Origin of the sequence: Burkholderia pyrrocinia (assembly GCF_003330765.1) — a bacterium.
GTDB lineage: Bacteria > Pseudomonadota > Gammaproteobacteria > Burkholderiales > Burkholderiaceae > Burkholderia > Burkholderia pyrrocinia_B.
Map to the genome: position 1 here is coordinate 1459767 of NZ_CP024903.1, position 17802 is coordinate 1477568.

The following is a 17802-nucleotide window of genomic DNA, read 5'->3' on the forward strand; positions in this document are numbered from 1 at the left end:
GCACGCCGACGCCTCGGCCAAGGGTCGGGATGCATTAGGCGTCGAACCGCTCAGAGGCCCGCAAATCGCGCCGGGCGCGGTGCCTCGATTTCCTGATGTGATATCACTTTCTGATTGCAAAGTGATAGCACTTTCTGCTATCATTCGGGCATGAAATCGAAACACGCCCGCACCCTCGCCGCGATCTTCACGAAGCCCACTCTGGGCGGGATCGTGTTTTCCGATATTGAATCGCTCGTCGCCGCACTCGGCGGCGAAATCCACGAAGGCGCCGGGTCGCGCATTGCCTTCGAACTGAACGGCACGCGCCGCTATCACCACCGCCCGCACCCGGGCAAAGAGGCGAAGCGGTATCAGGTGGAGGATCTGCGCGACTGGTTTATCGAAATGGGAATCAAGCCATGAACAACGCCATGTCTTACAAAGGGTATTTCGCCCGGGTCGATTTCGACGGGCGCGATAACATTTTCGTCGGCCACGTGCTCGGCGTGGACGACAAAATCAGTTTCCACGGCGAGACGGTGGACGAACTGTCGCGAGACTTTCATGCGGCCGTCGATCACTATCTTGACGACTGCAAACGCGGCGGGCGCGAGCCGCAGAAGCCCGCGTCCGGCAAGCTGATGCTGCGCATTGATCCGGCCGTGCATGCGCGCGTCGGCATTGCCGCCGCCCTGTCGGACGAAAGCATCAATCAATGGTCTGAGGAAGTATTGGGGCGCGCGGCCCGTGAAGTGTTGGAGCGCGCCGGTTTCGCGAACGACGAGCGCGCCCCGGCGCAGGCTATCTGAACGTTAGGTTGACGCGTCAGGGTGCCACCACTGCCCCACCTTACCTATCGCGAGCCCGAACGCGCGGGGCGTGTAACCCTGAGACTCCGCGCGCCATTCCAATTCACGTCGCACACGGCGCGCGTTCGCAGAAATCAACGAACGCTCGCGCGACCCTATCGGCATGATTGCGCCGTCGATTATCGGGCCTGTACATACAAGGCGGTCATACGCTTCGCATCGTGCGTGATACTCGACAGCCAGCGATGTTAGTCCGTTTTCGGGGTCCCACGTTTGGCTGTATAGAATCCGGAACACGCCTCCGTCGCCCCTCATCATCGCGCAAATCGCCGAGCGCGCAGCACGGTCGCCCGGCTCGTATGCGATACACGCGTTATCGCCGACAGTAGCAATCCATTTCTCGTCGCCTGTCATGCTTCACGCGAACACGCCACGCAGCGCTCCAGCGCCTCTATGCGTCGCTGTTGATCCAGCAGCAGCGCCGCGAGCGTAATAAATGCCCCACCGTAGCCATTACCATAGCCGGTGTGCGTTGCGCTGTACTGCTGTTCGAGCCGATATTGGTCGCCGTTTTCCATCACGATGGTAAGCCCCTTACTGGCACTATCGAACATCACCATCTTGATATCACCGGTCTGTTCCAGCGCGGTGGCGCTGAAATAGCTTTTGTCGTATTGCATCATGCCTCCCGACCGTGCGCCTGCGCGCTTCCCAATTTCACCCACTCCGAACAACCCTCGCGGACTCGCGGCAGGTCGCCGCCGCATACGCAACCGCCAGCACGATCGCAATATCCGCCCGGCGCCGCGGCGGATTGCGTAGCCCGATCGCCAGCGGCGGAGAGACGCACGACGCTATACGCCGGGGGCAGCATTTGGCGGTTACGGTGTTCCGCCCGCGCGTCGACGGCCCACGAACGCGCCTCGTCCTCGTCGTATGCAAGATGCACGAGCGCCCGGCCATCGGTCACGCCCCACGCGGACAGCGGCGCTGTGTGCGGCGGCGTCCACGAGCGAGCAGCCAACTCCAGCCACACCGCCCACCCTATACCCCGCCAGCCGTCGCGATCACCGGCATGGAACCATGCCCCCAACGCCCAATACTGCGCAAAGCGCGGTTCCTCGACGCGCACCAACGCATCCAGATCAGCGGCGGCCATCGCCGCGAGCGCCGTCATTTCGCACCTCGCTCGCGTGCGTTCACGATCGCCGCGCGCAGGTCCGCCCCCTCACCGGCAACCGGCCTTTCGAGCAGGTCGAGCACGCCGACCCGGAACACTGGCTGTTCACCTGCCACGTGCATTTTGCTGATCGCGACGTTGCCTTGCGCTTGAAGCCAGTCGAGCAGACCGGCATCGTTTGACCTGGCTGTTTGCTTCTGGCCGCCGACTGCTTTCAGAGCCTTCGGCGTGACCTTCGTCTTACCGGCCGCCGTCACCGCCTCTTTCGCGGCTTGCAGGTGCGCGACAGCGTTCACGCCCTGTTCCTTCATCACCTTGACCGCGCTCGTCGCCGAGACTGCGCCAGACGTGACCATTTCCTTGATCGGCGTCGGCGCAGCCACGAGCGTGAGCGCATTGCGAATCGACGCGACGTTGCGCGTCAAGCGCCTCGCGATTTCCTTCTCATCAATTCCGCGGCCGATCAAGCGTTTGATCACCATCGCCTCGCCGAGCAGCGTCAGGCGACGGCCAGAGTTATCGAGAATCAGGCCGAAAATCCGATCCTCTTCCGTCGTGCCACGCACTTCGTTGATCACCGGCACCGCTTCGATGCCCGCGCCCTCACTGTTCGCCAGCAACACGCCATCCCACCGCGTATGACCGTCGGACACGTACAGGTAGCCGTCGGCCGCCGCCGCGACCTTGATCGGCTTGTGGCGAAAAAACCCGTTTGCCTTGATCGAGTCCGCAATCTCGCGAACGGCCGTCGGGTACTCCGGGTCGGCCTCGCGCGCTTCGTTGAATTCGGGCCGGACGCGGATCGCGTCGAGCGAAACCATGTACACGTCGGCCGTGCCCTGCCGGAACGGCTTCACAATCTCTTTGACGTTGCCCGGCACCAACTCCATTTCTGCCTGTACGGTCGTTGCAGCATCCATCGTTCATTCCCCTTTCAAGTGGTTCATCGCAGGAAACCGTGGAGCGTTTGAGGGCGATTGCGTAACCTGACGCCTGATTCTATGGAGGTCAGGGGGAAGAATTGCTCGATCGCAAGGCGCTTCAGGCACTGGGCTGCTGGACCGGCTATCGGTTGGAACGGGTGGAATGGCCGGAAGGAGACGGCCATACGCTGTCGCTGCATCTGAAGCCAGTCAGCAAGGTCATGCACTGCGAACAGTGCGGCGCGCGCTGCCAGCAAATCCACGAGACGACGGTTCGGCGAGTGCGCGATCTGCCACTGTTCGAGTACCGAGTCGTGCTGCATGTCCCCCGCCGTCGGGTCTGGTGCGCACACTGCGGCGGCCCGAGGCTGGAGAAGCTGACGTGGCTGGGCCGCTACCAGCGAGTGACGGAGCGGTTCGCCAAGGCCTGTGAGAAGCTGCTGCAAGCGGCCAGCGTGCAGGCGGTGGCAGCCTTCTACGACCTGGGCTGGCACACGGTCAAATCGATCGACAAGATGCGCTTGCGGGCTCGCGTGGCCGAGCCGGACTGGTCGACGATCCGCTATCTGGCAATGGACGAATTCGCGCTGCATAAGGGCCATCGCTACGCCACGGTGGTAGTTGATCCGATCGGCCGACAGGTGCTCTGGGTCGGCCCCGGACGTTCACGAGAAACGGCTCGAACCTTCTTCGAACAACTGCCCGAAGGCGTTGCCGAGCGCATCGAAGCGGTCGCGATCGACATGACCACGGCCTATGAGCTGGAGATCAAGGAGCAGTGCCCGCAAGCGGAAATCGTCTTTGACCTGTACCACGTCGTGGCCAAGTACGGCCGCGAAGTGATCGACAGGGTGCGAGTGGATCAGGCCAATCAACTACGACATGACAAGCCGGCCCGCAAGGTCCTGAAGTCCAGCCGCTGGCTGTTGCTGCGCAACCGTCACAACCTGAAACCAGAACAGGCCGTGCACCTGAAGGATCTGCTGGCCGCCAATCAGTCGCTGTTATGCGTCTACGTGCTGCGCGACGAACTCAAACGGCTCTGGTTCTACCGAAAGCCCGCCTGGGCGGAAAAGGCTTGGGGGCAATGGTTCGAACAGGCTCAGCAAAGCGGGATCGCCGCGCTGCAAAAGTTCGCTCAGCGCTTGCAGGGTTACTGGCACGGAATCGTGACTCGCTGCCGTCATCCGCTCAATACCAGCGTCGTCGAAGGCATCAACAACACCATCAAGGTCATCAAGCGTCGGGCTTATGGGTACCGCGACGAGGAATACTTCTTCCTCAAAATCCGCGCCGCGTTCCCCGGTAATCCGCGATGAACCTTTCAAGTACCCCGGCGACGGAATGTCGCCATCATCAGAAACCGACCCGCCATCAGGCGCGTCATCAAAAAGCGAAAGCGACTCCCGCCGCTCGGCGCGGCGCACCGGCTGTTCGGCTGGCGTCATCGTGAGCGCCGTCCGGTATGTGTGACCGCACAGCACGTTGTCGCACTGGAAATCGACGTTCCAGCACAGCTCAGACGTGCGCAGCATCGCGCGCGCTATGCCGCGCGCCCCGCAGTGCGGGCATGGCATGGTCCACCGCATATCAAAGCCCGATCCACTTCCGCGTGCGTGAATTGACCGAGCCGAGCAACGGGCCCGCACGCACGATCGGGATATCGAGCCCGTCACGCGGCGCGGCCGACGGGGAAAGCGAATAGAGAATTTCGACCGACGCAGGCGCACGGAACCCGCAATCCGGGCACCAAAAATACAAGCGGCGCATCGTGTCACTCATCGACTCAGAATGACGCGCCTCGATCTTCCCGTCGCATGCGGGACACTCGATCGACATGTCGTGCGGATCGCGATAGCTGGCGTTCATATAGGCTCCGGTCAGAATGAAGTGGTGTTCGAGCCCGCGCGGTCATAGTCCGCGAGCCAATCCCGCACATCGTCAGCCGATATGCGGATCACGTCGGCCGCACGTGCCGAATGCGGCACGTGGAGCGTCGTTGCGCTGTCTGTCGCTGGATCTGGCGCGCTCGCGCCAACCGTGACGTGTCCGGCGCGGTCATAGTCCGCGAGCCAGTCGTCTATCTCGGCGGCCGACGGGGCGGCGTCCTGCGTACAGTTATTGACACGAGTCCAAGCGCGCGCTGCGCGCGCGAAACCCGACTCCTCCGCTTCGCGCTTGCGCGGGGCGATCGTCCACGTGTGATGGACCGTGCGAACGATGATGTGCGCGAACCTCCGGCGAACGACGATGCCGTCGTTCTCGAACCGGATTCCGGACGCCTCAAGACCCTTCACCACTTCGCCGACCGCCTCGCCGTATCGGCCCACGCGCGATTCGAACTCGCGATAGAGCTTCACTGGACGATCGTCACGGCGGCAGTGAATACCGCCGTTCGCTTTGACATATTTCGCCCACGATGCGGGCGTGATCTCGCCGTCACGGTGTTGAAGCTTGTTCACGGCCTCGTACATTTCGTCCAGCACCGACGGCGCCCCTTCCGGCACCCGGTCCATGCGCCGCGCTTCACGCCACGTCGTCACCGGCGGCCCGCCGACCTGCTGAAACTGACGAATGCGCCACGTGGACGCCCACGCATCGACGCGCAACGACGTTTCGAGCCCGGCGTTACCAAGCATGTCGTCTTGAATGCCGAAGCCGTCGATATTTTTTGCGACGTACTTGGCGATGTATCCCGCAGCGGTGCCGCGCTTCCAGTCGATCGGCTTGAAGTCAACACGATGGTGTTTCGCGCCGCGCTCGTCTGGCGAATCGAGCAGCGCGTAACGGCGAATCCACGCACAAATGCGCGGCATCAGCGCCGCACCCTCATCGCGAACAAAGACGCTCTTTACGCGCCCGCGCTGCCCGGGTGCCCGCACGCCTTGCCGCTTCCGGCACAACACCGGATCGAAGAACACGAGAAAGTGCCAATGCGGCGTGCCGTCGTGATTCGGCTCGGCAATGCGGAAGCCGTACCAGCGCACACCCCGATTGCTGAGATAGGCGCGCAGCTTCGCGAACATCGCGGACAGGTAGGTTTGAGCCTCTTTCGGCAACGTGCCGTCATAGCGCGGGTTCTCGCGGACGTTGTGCCCGATCCGCTTCCCTTGAATGCGCTTCTTCCCTTTCGTGAAGCGGTGCATGCGCGACGGACAGGTAATCGTGAAGAACAACCCGACGTGTCCGAGTTCGCGCGCGATATCCTCGAACCCCTTGATTCGAGTCATCAACTCGCCACGCTTGACGGCTGGCGACGACACCGAGCGGTCGCGCAACTCCGCGAGCGTGAAGCATGCGCCCTCTTCGTTGGTCGCAAGAATGTTCTTTAGGATTTCATCGTTGCGCGCACGTTGCTGCGCGCGGCGCTTGAGCGATTCGTCGGACACGTACGCGCCCATTTTTGCGTTGATGAAGCCGAGCGCGAGCGCCGCAGCCTCGAAGTACTGCGCGTGCATCACGCGAATGCGCTTGCGCCACCAGATTGCGCACGTCATACGCAGAATCGCGGGCTCGTCCATCACTCCGTGGATGACGCCGGTACGTGCCGAAACACGAATCGGCATCGGCGGTTCGCAGTTGAACTGACGCACGACACGTTCGAGCGCCGCGCGCCGCGCCTTCACGCAACGGTAATCCGGGGCCAGTCCAAGGCATTCCGCCGCCTTCCGTGCGGCCGCTTCGCGGATCGTCGCATCGTCAGCGTTGAGCGGGAGCTTTAATGCGTTGAGCCGGGACGTGATATCGAGCAGGAACAGATTCGCGGTGCGGCGTGCATCGATGTTGCGAGCCGCGTGACGCTCGCGCCACTGTTGGTCAATCCGGTCGCGCCAGCGAACCGGAAAGCCTTGCAGGCGTTCGCCCGCCCATTGCTCATCTGTCGATAGTCGGAGATATCCCATTGCCAACTTCACTCGCACAGGCCGTAATTCGAGGCGCACACGGTCGCGGGTTGAGCATCGGCGAGCAGATCGTATTGACGCCCGCCACGGGTCGTTTTCGACCACTCGATGACCTGCCAAATATGGGACGCCGCGCCCGTATGTCCACCGTGCCCGGACAGGTGCATGAACGTCACGGGCGAGCCCGGACGGCACACCGCAGTGACGAGGCGTTCCCACTCTGCGATCCGCTCGATATGCTCCGGGAACCGCCGGGAAATTTCGCGCAATTCGACCTTCGCCGCATTGATGCACGGCATGCAGCCGACGCGGGACATGCCTTGTTTGTAGAGCGGGTTCGGCCGAATGCCAGCAGCCGCATGCGCCTCGAATACGTCATCGACGTTCCATTGCAGAATCGGACGAAATACTGCGTAATGGCCGCCGCGATCCTCGTAGTACGGGAGCCATCGCCGCGCCTCACTTTCGTCGGCCCGGACACCCTGCCACGACTCAATGAAGTACCCGGCGTCGATCAGATCGAGCGCGTACTCAGTCAACGGATTGCGCTTCAGGTGTTCAGTGCAGTATTGGCGCTTACGGCTCGGGAAACCGCCCTTCAACATGCACAGGTCCAAGAACGGATTTCCGGTTGGATGCAGTAGTTCGAGCGCACGGGCCGCCGCCTGTTGCGTCCAGGCGTACCGGAACTGTCGAGCGCCGTAGACGGCCGACTCCGGCTCGCCCGCCGCAATTCGAGCGAGATTGGCGCGCTTGATTGCGAACTCGTCGTCAAACGAAGCGCGGACTACATCGACCGTGATTCCGAGAGCGCGGGGCAAGTATTCAAGCGCATATGCGTACGTGCCCTCGTGCTCGTTTCCCGTGTCGGCGAACACTGCCCGGACGTTTTCCGGCCCGTACAGTTCGAGCGCGACCAGCAGCGTTGCCGTGCTGTCTTTCCCACCGGAGAGCGAGACGACCCGCAGTGTCTTACGTTCCATGTCAGTCACCGCCCCTCACGTCCGATTCATCGACTTGATCGGCCACGACGGCTCGGCGCCTTCGTCGGGATGAGTGCCACACCATGCCAACACACCCACGATCGTGAACAGCCAAATGGCCCACAGGGGCATCGGTTTTTTCTCGTTTGCACGCTTCATCGCTTCGACCTCTGAGGAACGTAAAGAAAGACTGCGTTACGCGATGCGCAACTCGTAGCCGTCCTCGCCAACAATGAACAGGTTCACGTCGCGCAGCCGGTAAGCGTTGTTGTTGCCGCTGACGACGTACTCATCGCGTTGTAGCGGGCTGATCTGGACGGGGAAAAGTGCGCCGGGCGGCGTCTGGCCGTAGTACTTGCTCGTGCGCTTGATCTTTGCGTGGATCTGTTGGCTCATCTCAGTTCCGTGTGTTGTTGGCTCGCTAGTAGCGGAAAAGAAAACGTCGTTTCGACAGGTCGCGTAGAAGCGGACGGAGAACGCGCATTGCATCGGATTCGGCTTGATCGGATCGCGCAGTGCGCGGCGGGCTGGACAGATTCGGCGCGGCGGCCAGCGCTCCGGCGCCGATGCCGAAATCGGCCAAGTCCTCGATCAACAGTTCGCGCGTCGAAACCGCGGCGTCGTCGCGGATCTGAACCATGTCAGGTCCGCGCGCCGGTCGCTGCAAAGAGCGGCATTTCGTCCGCATCCGTGTCAACGCATGCCGACGTGCGCGGGTCAATGCCAGCCGCAGCGCATGCCGACGGTGAAACCCAAATCACCTCTTCGCGTGGCACGGTTCCCGCCTGCCCGTTCGCACGCGTCTTGCGCGTGAACCGAGCCCAACCAGCCAATGCGCGGTCATACATTCCCGACGCGTAACCGCTGACGACCGCCATACCGCGCAGATTCGCTAGCATCGCCAGCAGATCGGCGTGTTCGAACGCGGACATTTCGCACCGGTAGTCGCGGCCAAGCCCACGCGAAACGCTGTTGCGCACTTCCGGCAGGTACGGCGGATCGACGTAGAACAGGACGCCCGGCGCGTCGTACTTCGCGATCAACTCAACGGCGGGCATATGTTCGATCATGGTTCCGCGCAGACGGGCGCCGACCGCTGCGAGGCGCGCCGGGTACCGCAACCACTGGCCCGGCCCATCCGACCAAACGTCGGCGGCGAAGCCGATCGGCGAACGCAGCGGGCGCGTCGAACCAGTCGCGCCGAATCCCATCTGCGCACGAATGCACAAGCGGCGCGCTCGCTCGATCGGCTCGTCTGCAACCTGCCACGCGGCCTCGAACTCGGCCCGCGCGTACGGCGTGGCATTCAACGCATCGACCAAGTGCGCTCGCATCACGTCATCGCGGACCACACGAAACAGATTCACGATTTCGCCGTCGAGATCGTTGTAAATCTCGATTCGACTGCGCGCCTTCTGCATGAGAACCGCGGCCGAGCCGCCGAACGGCTCGACGTAGATTTCATGCTGCGGCAGGTGCGAGAGCACCCACGGCGCGACGCGAAACTTACTGCCGAAGTAGCTGATCAGGGGCGCCGTTACGGTCACGCGGCCTCCGCATGGATCGTTCGACGGCTTTCGCGTGCCGCGCGCAGCGCGTCATCGCGCGACATGCAGCAAGACGGGGCGGCGCCGTCTTGCTCGTACCAATGGAATTCCGTGCCGCTCACCGTGAAGTAGCCGCCGCGCGAGCGACGTTCGTAAAACGGACCGGTTTCGATAATGCCGCGCTCGATCTGGCGCGGCGCAACGGCTTGAATGTCGGCAAGTGTCATACCGACCTCACGACGGAGAAGGCGCGCTCGATGCGGCGCAACGTCACTGCCTGTCGTTCAGCCTCATCACTCGCGCGACGACGCGCCATGTGCTCGGCGTTGCTCGCGCGGATCACACGTCGAATCGCGAGCGTTTCCGCCTCTTTTTGGTTAGGAATGCTATAGACGATAGCCATTTCATCATCCCTCGCGTTGGTTCTTGAAACTCAGGAGTTTGTGAGCGGCGCCGGTTCGATGTGCTCGATTGCCCGATCCTGATCTGACGTGCGCCAGTCCGGCCACGTGCGCCCCTCGTTCGTCGTCAGCTTCGCAGCGAGCGCCGTCGTGATCTGTTCAGGCGTCGCACCGGTTCGCCATGCACCGTCCAGCCCCAGCAAGATCACATCGACCCACTCGCGTAGGTCATCGGGCGCGGCCTCGACTTCGGTCAACTCTTTGCGGATGTGATCGCAAACGCGAGCCGTGAGACGGCCGGGGCCGAAGGTGCTTTCGGAAAATGCACGTTGACGCCGCAGAAACACGTGCATATCGAATTCGGCGGGCATCAGCATGACGCGCGGATTTCGCGGCGCGCTTGCGAGCACGCGCCGCAGTGTCGCCACGTCGGCCACCGACAGTTCGCCGGTAGGCTTGAGCACCACGACCGCCTGATCGCCCCGGGAGTCACCGGGATCGATACCGATCTTCCCGACGGCCCGGGCGAACTCGGCGCGAGCCAGCGACGCGCCGCGAGCGAGTAACGCCGCCCGCACATCGTCACGCGTCGGATGGGACAGCACGACGCCGGCTTGACGAGTCGCGACAGCCCACAGTTCCCGCTGATGGTCCGACAGCAACCCGGACGCATTCGCGATGATTCGGTCGGCGCATCGCAACTCGCGATACACAAAATCGGCGTCGGGGCTAGCGATTGCGGCTTGCCGTTCGAATGCCCGCGTGATGCCCTCCCCGCTCACGTTGTCGCGTTCGTTCGCGTTCGACCATGCGATCTTCTGGTCGAACGTCAGCACGGAAAGCGCCGTGCGGCTGATGACGTGTGCGGCGTGCAACTCGGCGCGCAGTTCGTTGACGATGGTTTTCATGCCGCCCACCCTGCGCATCGCACGCCGTCGAATTCAGTCCACGTGCGGACTAAAGCAATCATTGCGTCCATCCACGCACGGAAATGCGGCGTGAGCGATTGGCGCATCGGCGCCGAAGGTGTAAGCGTTTGTTGCAGCGAAACGTGCATTTGACTTCCCCTATTCAACCCCTTGAACGGATGCAGCGAGAAACATCACCCCGGCGCCTGAGTAGCTAGCTCAAGACCGGCGGGGTTGAGAACCGGTGCCGGGGTGACGGGTCGGAGAATAGTCTCATCTAATGAAACGTGTCAATAGCTGATACGTCTCAGCATCAGAGACTGTTGCATCTGTTGAAGCGTCGCAGTACCTTTGACGCCGGGTTGATTTGATTTGATAGGGGTTGTCTATGAAAACGACAGTCGATTGGCTCGATGCGGTGAAAGCCCGCCTCGACCTTCCCTCCGACTACGCCGCAGCCAAAGTGCTGGGCGTGACGCGTGGCGCGGTCAGCAAGTACCGCAACCAGCAATCAGTGTTCGATGAGAAAACGGCTATCCGCGTTGCGGAAATTCTGGGCGTCGATCCGTTCGAAGTGATCGCCGCTGCGCACGCCGAAAGCTCGCGCGACGATCGCACGAAGGCAATTTGGGTGCATGCTTTGGAAGTTTTTTCCAAGGGACTTCAGGGTTTTCGGTGGCTGGCGCTACCCGCTAACGCTTGTGGGGCTTTGTTCCCGCAGGTGTAACGCCAGCTTTAGTTAGCAGTCTTTCTTCACGTTATGTAAAATATATTCTCACCAACAAACCACGATTGCTTTCCCCGAGACGGTCAGCTCAGGACGGGACGAACAGGAACTGACACGAACTGATTCAAAGGAAGTTGGCCATGCGCAAAGACACCAATTCGTCGATGAATCCCTGGAATGTCCCTACCAGCCTTCGCCGGGCGTTCGTATGATTCTCGCTCGGGCTGGCGTCCGGATCGAAGGCATCGGCCGCGAAATGCCAGACATCGTTTTCGGCAAGATCGACACAGAAGAAATTGCCTGCAATATCTCGGGCAAATGGTAACAACCCGCGCGGGATGACCGCTCGCTCGAGCAGCGACAAATAGCCACCGTCCAGCAAGGATCGTGGATTGTCATGATCCGCTTTGCAGTACCTGATTGGCCGGAATCCCGCCACCTCTAGCGCATCGAACTTCATCTGCGGGTCGTTCCAGTACCTCCGTTTCGGATGCCCACCATTGAATTTCAAATAATGTCGCTTTAGTTCTTCGGGTAGCCTTGCGCCGATTTTCAGTTCGACCGTTTCCAGATCGTACGGGTCGATTTCTTTCTCGCAATCAAAAAAAAGGTTTTCCGTCATCGTAACCTCACGTTCCGTGGCAGATGCAGGGCTTGCGATTCTGATAGTACGCGTAGACAGCATCCTCCAGTCTGTCCACTGGCTTCTTCCCCAGCAGCCACCCTTTCGCGTACGACAGCTTGATTGCATCCAGCGACTCATACTTGACACCAAAATTTTTCTCGAATTGCTCAACGGAGCCGGCATGAGGAAAGCTTGCTTCGTGCGCCGCCGTTGTCACGAGTTGCATCGTGGTTTCGCCGCTGGCGGGATTGAAATCCCGGACATGATGCCAAGTGTAGTTCTTTGCTTGAGCAGGTCGGATTCCAGCCAGTTTGTAAGCCTGTGTAAAGTCTCGTCCCCGAGCGCCTTGCATCGTGATCGTGACAATATTTTTCTGACTACCCGTGACTGGGAACAAATCAGGGCTGCCGGTGAAATCTGCTCCCGAAAGCGCAAGCCCCAGCGGGTCGATCCACGCCATCGGATTCGGCGCATACCTGTAGGGATTTTCGCCTCCTACCAATCCTACGGGATCTTGTGAAATGAAGCACTGAATCGTCGGATCGTAATATCGGTACCGGTTGTAGTGAAGACCGGTCTCCGTATCGAAATACTGCCCTTGGTACCGGATAGGCGTAGTGCCTTCCGCCGCAAAGTTCAGCTCGACTGTTTCGGAATCGGTCGAAACGATGTCATCGATCGTTGTGATTGGTGAGCCATTCGGATCGTTATAGAAGTACCGAACTGTCGCGTGTTCTTTCGCTTCGCTGTCATCCGACGAACAAATCTGCGTCATCGGATGAAATGTGCCAGGATAATAGAAGAAACGTCGCGTCACTCTTTCTCCGGAACCGATGAATCCGGATATCGCTAGCCGATCCCCAGCCCAATGAAAGCTCGTGGTACCCGATATTTCCGAAGTTTCCGTCGTGTCAGATGAACTATCGGCACCCTGTAGTATTTCTGATGATTTGCTGACGCGCCTATGAAATACGTCATAGGTGTATCGCGTGCGGATTCTAGTCGGAGGATTCGAGCGGCGGCTTACCGATGCATTCCGGCGTGTAGTCACTGTCTCGATCAGTAGTCCATCAGCGTCCCATTTTGCCTGTATGTCCTGATCCGGATCGACTTTGCGAATGAGATTGCCGGTTCGGTCGAAGGTATAGGAGGTGCCGGCGTATTCGCCGTCGCGGACCCACGAAAGCGAGCGATCGCCCTCATTGTCCGGGGTCGAGTGCACGACGTTCCGGAAATGTGCTCGTAGCAAGTCGCCGGCGGAATCATATGTGAAACTGCGACGCTGACCGTCCGGGCCGGTGTGTTCGATCACTCGTCCGGCCTGGTCATATCGGTAGCATTGAGTGCCAATGTCCCGATCACGCTTCTGGAGCAGTTCCCCATCGGCGTCGTATACGTATTCGCTGTCGAGGAATATGCCACCCGACATGGATATCGACTGAACGGCGAGCAGCCCGTCGGAGGTATATGCCCATTGGTGGCTCGACGCTGAACCAGTTTTCGCACTCGTCACGCGGCCGAGTGCGTCACGCTCGAATGAAATCGGCTCTATACCGTCGATGCGAATAGTGGCAGGTATGTCAAGGCGGTCGTATTCGAGTTGCTCCCGGTACACTGCCGGCTTACCTTGATCTTCCAGAGAGGCTGCACGCTCGATGCAGTTCCCGCTTTCATCATATCGGTAGCTGATCGAGAATCTGGCATCTTGCCGCTCCTGTACTAGGCGACCTGATTCATCGTAGTACATCTCGACTCGACAGTCCGGGTTTTCAGCGACGACCAGATTCCCTCCCCTATCATATGAAAACGTTTCGGTCCGTTTTCCGGTCGGCTGACGCGCGTCGTCTACATGCCGCTTTACGACGCGTCCAAGGGCGTCTGTCTCGTAGTCAATGGATTGGCCCAAGGGATCCGTGCGGCGCCGAAGGTCACCAGATGCGTTGTATTCGTAATGACGCGACTGCCCCCAGTAGTCGATTTCCTCCACGATCTGCCCGAGCGCATTGCGTCGCAGCGAATGGTATTGACCGCGTTCGTTGATAACGGCAGTCAATTCACCTTCGGAATCGTATCGATATTGGATCGTTGAACCGTCTGGCGCGGTGCGCCTGATGATCTGTCCGAGCTCGTTGTGATCGAAGTACGTCTCTCGACCGCCAGCGCTGCGATACCGGATCAGATTGCCGTCTGCGTCGTAGGCACATTGAATTTCGGTGCCATCAGGATGGATGGCGCGCAGCAAATTCCCATTTCGATCATAGGCGTAACGGGCGACCTGCGCCATCGCATTGACGACCCTGGTGACGCAAGCCCGGGCGTCGTGTTCGAATTCCACGCGATGCCCCAGCGCATCGATAATCGCTGCAATATTGCCTCTGACGTCGTAATCGAACCGAGTCGACGCCCCACGCGGGGTGACCTGTTCGACAAGTTGCCCTTGCTCATCGTACTCGTAGCGCATTCGGCCACGATCCGGCGATACACGATCGATCAGGTTGCCGCGTGTGTCCCAATCGTATGTCCATTTCTGTCCACCCGGTGTAACGACGCTGACCAGCCGGTGATTCAGGTCATATCGTGCAGATACAATGCTCTTATCGGGTAGTGTCAATGCATCGAGATTGCCATACTGGTCATATGTCCATTTAGTTGTCCGGCGGTCTGGATCAGTCTCCGAGCATGTCCGACCGCATCGATCGTAAGCGTACGTTGTTGCGCCACCGAGTGGATCGATTGAGGCGATCGGCATTCCGCGCGCATTCGCTTGCAGAATCGATATTGCCCCCACGGAGTTCGTGATCTGCGTTTCGTGATGCACCGTATTGTAGGCAAACCGATAGTCGAAGAATCCACCGTCGCCCCATGCATGGTCGACACGCCATACACCATCGCTGCATTGTTGATAGCTGTAATAAAACGCGACGCCCATGCGGCTGGTATGGCCGGTCATCCGATGTTCTTCCTCATAGGTGAAGCGACGCCGTCTTCCCATCGGATCGATCGCGGCGACGAGATTCCGTTCGACATCGTGTTCGTAACCGACGAGCGAATACGAACCACCGTCCATATCGACTAGCGTTAGTTCGCCCGCCGGACTTTTTTCACCACCGACCTGCCGGCGCGTTGACGAATCGCAGTCGATTCGACGCCCGGTCGACCGATCGCCCATCCACTCGACGAGCCGCGCCAAGTTTCCGTCGGTATCGCGCTCGAACACCCACGCATTTCCGTTCAGGTCGCTCATCCTAGATATCGGCAGCGACAGCCCTCCTCGGACCTCGATGTTCGTGGGCCCTGCCTGTAAATGGTCAGGTAATGCAAATTCGTACTCAATGCCCCGGCGCGTGCGCAGTATCAGAAGAGCGGCTCGACGATACAGCGCGTAACCATGCTGCCAGTCGTATGTACGCTCCTGCCATCCGTCGCTAGTGGGGAGTTCATCGAATGCGGTTACGTGATCCGGAAAATAAGCGATCCCGGCGATCGAATTATCATGAAGCGTCAACTCGAAGCGGATATCTGCCGGTGTACGCCACCCAAAGCCGATTTCGCCCGAATGCCGGTCGTGGCTCGAATAGTGGCGGTCCCATACCATCGGGAGACGTCCATTCACGACGAAATCGCGGTCGCGCACCACCACTTCGCCAGTCACAGCATCGACCGGCTCCGCCTTCAACACATTGCAACGCAAGAACCCCGACTTCAAATTCAGCTTATCCGCCAGCGACTTCGCCCACTTCGACCCCCGAAACGCCTTGAACAACCCCTTCGCCACCGCAGCCATATTCAACACCGGCGGCCCGCCCACCATCACGGGCCTTCCCGCCGGAATCGGCAGCATGACCGAGCTCGGCATCGACGGATAGGTCCGCTCCGTATGCGCGCTGTTGTGCCCCGGCGGTTCCATCCCGACCGCCCAACAGCTCAATGCCGGCAGTGCCATGAACGACATCGGATCGTTATTGGCGAGCACCGTCCGGCTCCCCATGAACGACTCGGCGTCATCCGATGGAATCGGATCCGGCTCCGGCGGCGGTGCAAACGACTCCCCCAGCGGAAAATGCAGCCCGGGCACGTGAAACGAATGCGTACCGACCGTGGCGCGCATCAATCCATTCACAAAAATCGGCCGACCTGCGGCACCGCCCATTCCGACGCCTGCGCCAATCATGTTTCCGATACTGCTTTGAAGCCCCGCCGCTTGCTGCTCGAGTTTCATCCCCTCGGCGACGATCGCGTTGTCCTGGATATCGGCGAATTTTCCCGATGCGAACGCGGCCGCTTCGCCGAGCTTCTTCTCGACGTTGGGATGATCCTCGAGATACGCGCTGACCTTCTCCTGGACCAACGCCATCGCGATGCTGCCGACGACACCCTTCGCCGCCTCGACATACTCCCGCAGATCGAGCATGAACCCGACATGCGGATGCGGCAGAAACACCGGCGTCGGGCTCGGCGCGACCAGCACTGAATGCACATCGACGCCGATGACCGGATCAAGATGCTTGACGGCTGGCAGTGCCACGATTTCGGCCCTCGCTCGCGCTCAGCGTCCGCCACGCAACGCAGCGACCTTCTCGCTGAGCGCGTTACGCCGCCGGTCTTGCACCCCCAACTGCGACACCATCCACTCGACAACCATCGGCAGATTACTGTTCGCCCGCATCGGCTCGTCGATCATCAACCCCGCATCGAGCGCATTGAACCCGGCCTCCAGTGCGTGCTCGCGCTCCCCTGCCCGCTCCCAGCACACGGCGCTCATCCGCCAAGCCTCGACCGTCATCAATCCATCCTTCGCAGCCGTGGTCGATGCCGCCGCGCGCTCATAGCAATATGCCGAATGCGCGTAATCCTTGTGCGTCAGATGCACGCTTGCCTCGCCGAACAGCCCGTTCGCAACGAGCTTGTGCCCCGCCGGATGCCCTGCCTCGACCGCACGGGTGCCGCTGCTGGCCGCGCTACGGTACGCATCGATCGCCTTCTCCCGATCGCGCCATTTCAGATACGCAGCCCCTGCAATCAGATGCACGACAACGCACTGATCGAACCACTGCTCACGCTCCGCGACCTTCAGCGCTGCCGCGCGCAGTTCCTCCAGCCGAGAAGGATTACCGCCTTCGATCATCTCGGTCAGCACCACGAAATGCCGTCGAAACTCACCGCTCGGCCCGCGCTCGCCCGACTCCGCCAGCAATTCGCGCGGCACGCTCGCCATCGAATACTTGCCTTGTACAACTCGCACCGCGGCCCGATGCCGTTGCATCAGCGCTGGGAACAGCGCGATGTCCGTACGCGGCACGACGAAGCGCACGCGCTCGCCAAGCTGCGGCGCGACCGCAACGATCGTCAGCAAATCGTCCATCCATCGCACCCACGCCGCGTCATCCCGCACTTTCGCCGGCTCAAGCACGAAAACCATCACCGGGAAAATATCCGGATGGTGCTGCATCAGGCTGTCGGCAACCGTGAACAGATACAGCAAAGGATTCCGGCCATCGTCGTACGGCGGCTGCCAATCCGCTCTCACACCCCGAGCATCGGATCCGTCACGCCGGCTGTCGTAGAACGCAATGAGTTCGTCCGTCAGCGCCTTCGCATAACCCGATTCATTGACGAACGGTGCGCGCATCGTCCGCACCGCGCACGACGTCTCGTCCTGAACCTGGAAATACAGCCGCACGAGCTGTGCATCCGTCTCGTCGGTCTGCCAGATCATCAATCGCGCGTCCCGCGCTTTCGCGAAACTCATCCAGTCCGTATGCGCATCCATGAACCTGCGTTCCACTGGATTGGTCGGCTGCCAGTTCTGCATTCG

General features: G+C 60.7%; 19 protein-coding genes and 1 pseudogene. 4 read left to right on the forward strand and 16 right to left on the reverse strand.

Annotation, left to right across the window (positions count from 1 at the left end):
- The first annotated feature begins 150 nt into the window (after positions 1-150).
- Together CUJ89_RS24160 and CUJ89_RS24165 are read left to right on the forward strand one after the other, a co-directional pair.
- A complete protein-coding gene (locus CUJ89_RS24160; protein ID WP_015875749.1) occupies positions 151-405 on the forward strand; it encodes a type II toxin-antitoxin system HicA family toxin in 255 nt (84 codons plus the stop codon).
- Entirely contained in the window at positions 402-791 is a 390-nt protein-coding gene (locus CUJ89_RS24165; RefSeq protein ID WP_114179917.1) for a type II toxin-antitoxin system HicB family antitoxin, read from the forward strand. The genes CUJ89_RS24160 and CUJ89_RS24165 overlap by 4 nt, the downstream gene beginning before the upstream one ends.
- A gap of 410 nt (positions 792-1201) precedes the next feature.
- Here the strand turns inward: CUJ89_RS24165 and CUJ89_RS24170 are convergent, their stop codons facing one another.
- The 3 genes from CUJ89_RS24170 to CUJ89_RS24180 are packed head-to-tail and all read right to left on the reverse strand — an operon-like array spanning position 1202 to position 2891.
- A complete protein-coding gene (locus tag CUJ89_RS24170) occupies positions 1202-1471 on the reverse strand; it encodes a hypothetical protein (protein ID WP_152036661.1) in 270 nt (89 codons plus the stop codon).
- Positions 1471-1968 (reverse strand): hypothetical protein, encoded by a 498-nt coding sequence (locus CUJ89_RS24175; protein WP_114179919.1) that lies wholly within the window; start codon positions 1966-1968, stop codon positions 1471-1473. Before CUJ89_RS24175 ends, CUJ89_RS24170 begins: the two co-directional genes overlap by 1 nt.
- The gene (locus CUJ89_RS24180; protein ID WP_114179920.1) at positions 1965-2891 is read right to left on the reverse strand and encodes a ParB/RepB/Spo0J family partition protein; all 927 of its coding nucleotides are present in this window, start codon (positions 2889-2891) and stop codon (positions 1965-1967) included. The genes CUJ89_RS24175 and CUJ89_RS24180 overlap by 4 nt, the downstream gene beginning before the upstream one ends.
- 101 nt (positions 2892-2992) lie before the next feature.
- Here CUJ89_RS24180 and CUJ89_RS24190 point away from each other — a divergent pair, with 101 nt between their 5' ends.
- Positions 2993-4213 (forward strand): ISL3 family transposase, encoded by a 1221-nt coding sequence (locus CUJ89_RS24190; RefSeq protein ID WP_114176182.1) that lies wholly within the window; start codon positions 2993-2995, stop codon positions 4211-4213.
- 183 nt (positions 4214-4396) lie between these two features.
- Here CUJ89_RS24190 and CUJ89_RS38965 read toward each other — a convergent pair.
- The 10 genes and pseudogenes from CUJ89_RS38965 to CUJ89_RS24240 all read right to left on the reverse strand — a co-directional run.
- Positions 4397-4483, reverse strand: a pseudogene (locus tag CUJ89_RS38965) (Cro/Cl family transcriptional regulator); the annotation flags it as partial.
- 1 nt (position 4484) lies between these two features.
- Positions 4485-4763 carry an ogr/Delta-like zinc finger family protein gene (locus CUJ89_RS24200; protein ID WP_114179921.1) on the reverse strand — a complete coding sequence of 93 codons (279 nt, stop codon included), beginning with the start codon at positions 4761-4763 and terminating at the stop codon, positions 4485-4487.
- 11 nt (positions 4764-4774) lie between these two features.
- Positions 4775-6796: a replication endonuclease gene (locus CUJ89_RS24205; protein ID WP_114179922.1), complete on the reverse strand. Its 2022-nt coding sequence runs from the start codon at positions 6794-6796 to the stop codon at positions 4775-4777.
- A gap of 8 nt (positions 6797-6804) precedes the next feature.
- Entirely contained in the window at positions 6805-7779 is a 975-nt protein-coding gene (locus CUJ89_RS24210) for a phosphoadenosine phosphosulfate reductase family protein (protein ID WP_114179923.1), read from the reverse strand.
- 195 nt (positions 7780-7974) lie between these two features.
- Positions 7975-8175, reverse strand: a complete 201-nt coding sequence (locus tag CUJ89_RS24215; protein ID WP_114179924.1) for a hypothetical protein — start codon at positions 8173-8175, stop codon at positions 7975-7977.
- Between the two features lie 25 nt (positions 8176-8200).
- On the reverse strand, positions 8201-8419 hold the full coding sequence (locus CUJ89_RS24220; protein WP_114179925.1) for a hypothetical protein: 219 nt from the start codon (positions 8417-8419) through the stop codon (positions 8201-8203).
- Position 8420: 1 nt separating this feature from the next.
- A complete protein-coding gene (locus CUJ89_RS24225; RefSeq protein ID WP_114179926.1) occupies positions 8421-9326 on the reverse strand; it encodes a DNA adenine methylase in 906 nt (301 codons plus the stop codon).
- Positions 9323-9553, reverse strand: a complete 231-nt coding sequence (locus CUJ89_RS24230; protein ID WP_114179927.1) for a hypothetical protein — start codon at positions 9551-9553, stop codon at positions 9323-9325. Before CUJ89_RS24230 ends, CUJ89_RS24225 begins: the two co-directional genes overlap by 4 nt.
- On the reverse strand, positions 9550-9729 hold the full coding sequence (locus tag CUJ89_RS24235; RefSeq protein ID WP_114179928.1) for a hypothetical protein: 180 nt from the start codon (positions 9727-9729) through the stop codon (positions 9550-9552). The genes CUJ89_RS24230 and CUJ89_RS24235 overlap by 4 nt, the downstream gene beginning before the upstream one ends.
- 30 nt (positions 9730-9759) lie before the next feature.
- Complete coding sequence (locus CUJ89_RS24240; protein ID WP_114181536.1) at positions 9760-10635, reverse strand: dATP/dGTP pyrophosphohydrolase domain-containing protein; 876 nt, start codon at positions 10633-10635, stop codon at positions 9760-9762.
- A 388-nt stretch (positions 10636-11023) separates the two neighbouring features.
- Here CUJ89_RS24240 and CUJ89_RS24245 point away from each other — a divergent pair, with 388 nt between their 5' ends.
- Entirely contained in the window at positions 11024-11362 is a 339-nt protein-coding gene (locus CUJ89_RS24245) for a DUF3693 domain-containing protein (protein WP_114179929.1), read from the forward strand.
- Between the two features lie 124 nt (positions 11363-11486).
- On the opposite strand, the gene CUJ89_RS24250 is transcribed toward CUJ89_RS24245, so the two are convergent.
- From CUJ89_RS24250 to CUJ89_RS24260, 3 genes are read right to left on the reverse strand one after another with little or no spacing between them, the layout of a single operon-like run.
- On the reverse strand, positions 11487-11984 hold the full coding sequence (locus CUJ89_RS24250) for an SMI1/KNR4 family protein (protein ID WP_161556557.1): 498 nt from the start codon (positions 11982-11984) through the stop codon (positions 11487-11489).
- A 7-nt stretch (positions 11985-11991) separates the two neighbouring features.
- Positions 11992-16512, reverse strand: a complete 4521-nt coding sequence (locus tag CUJ89_RS24255) for an RHS repeat-associated core domain-containing protein (RefSeq protein ID WP_152036662.1) — start codon at positions 16510-16512, stop codon at positions 11992-11994.
- A 21-nt stretch (positions 16513-16533) separates the two neighbouring features.
- The gene (locus CUJ89_RS24260) at positions 16534-17799 is read right to left on the reverse strand and encodes a hypothetical protein (protein WP_114179932.1); all 1266 of its coding nucleotides are present in this window, start codon (positions 17797-17799) and stop codon (positions 16534-16536) included.
- Between the last annotated feature and the right edge of the window lie 3 nt (positions 17800-17802).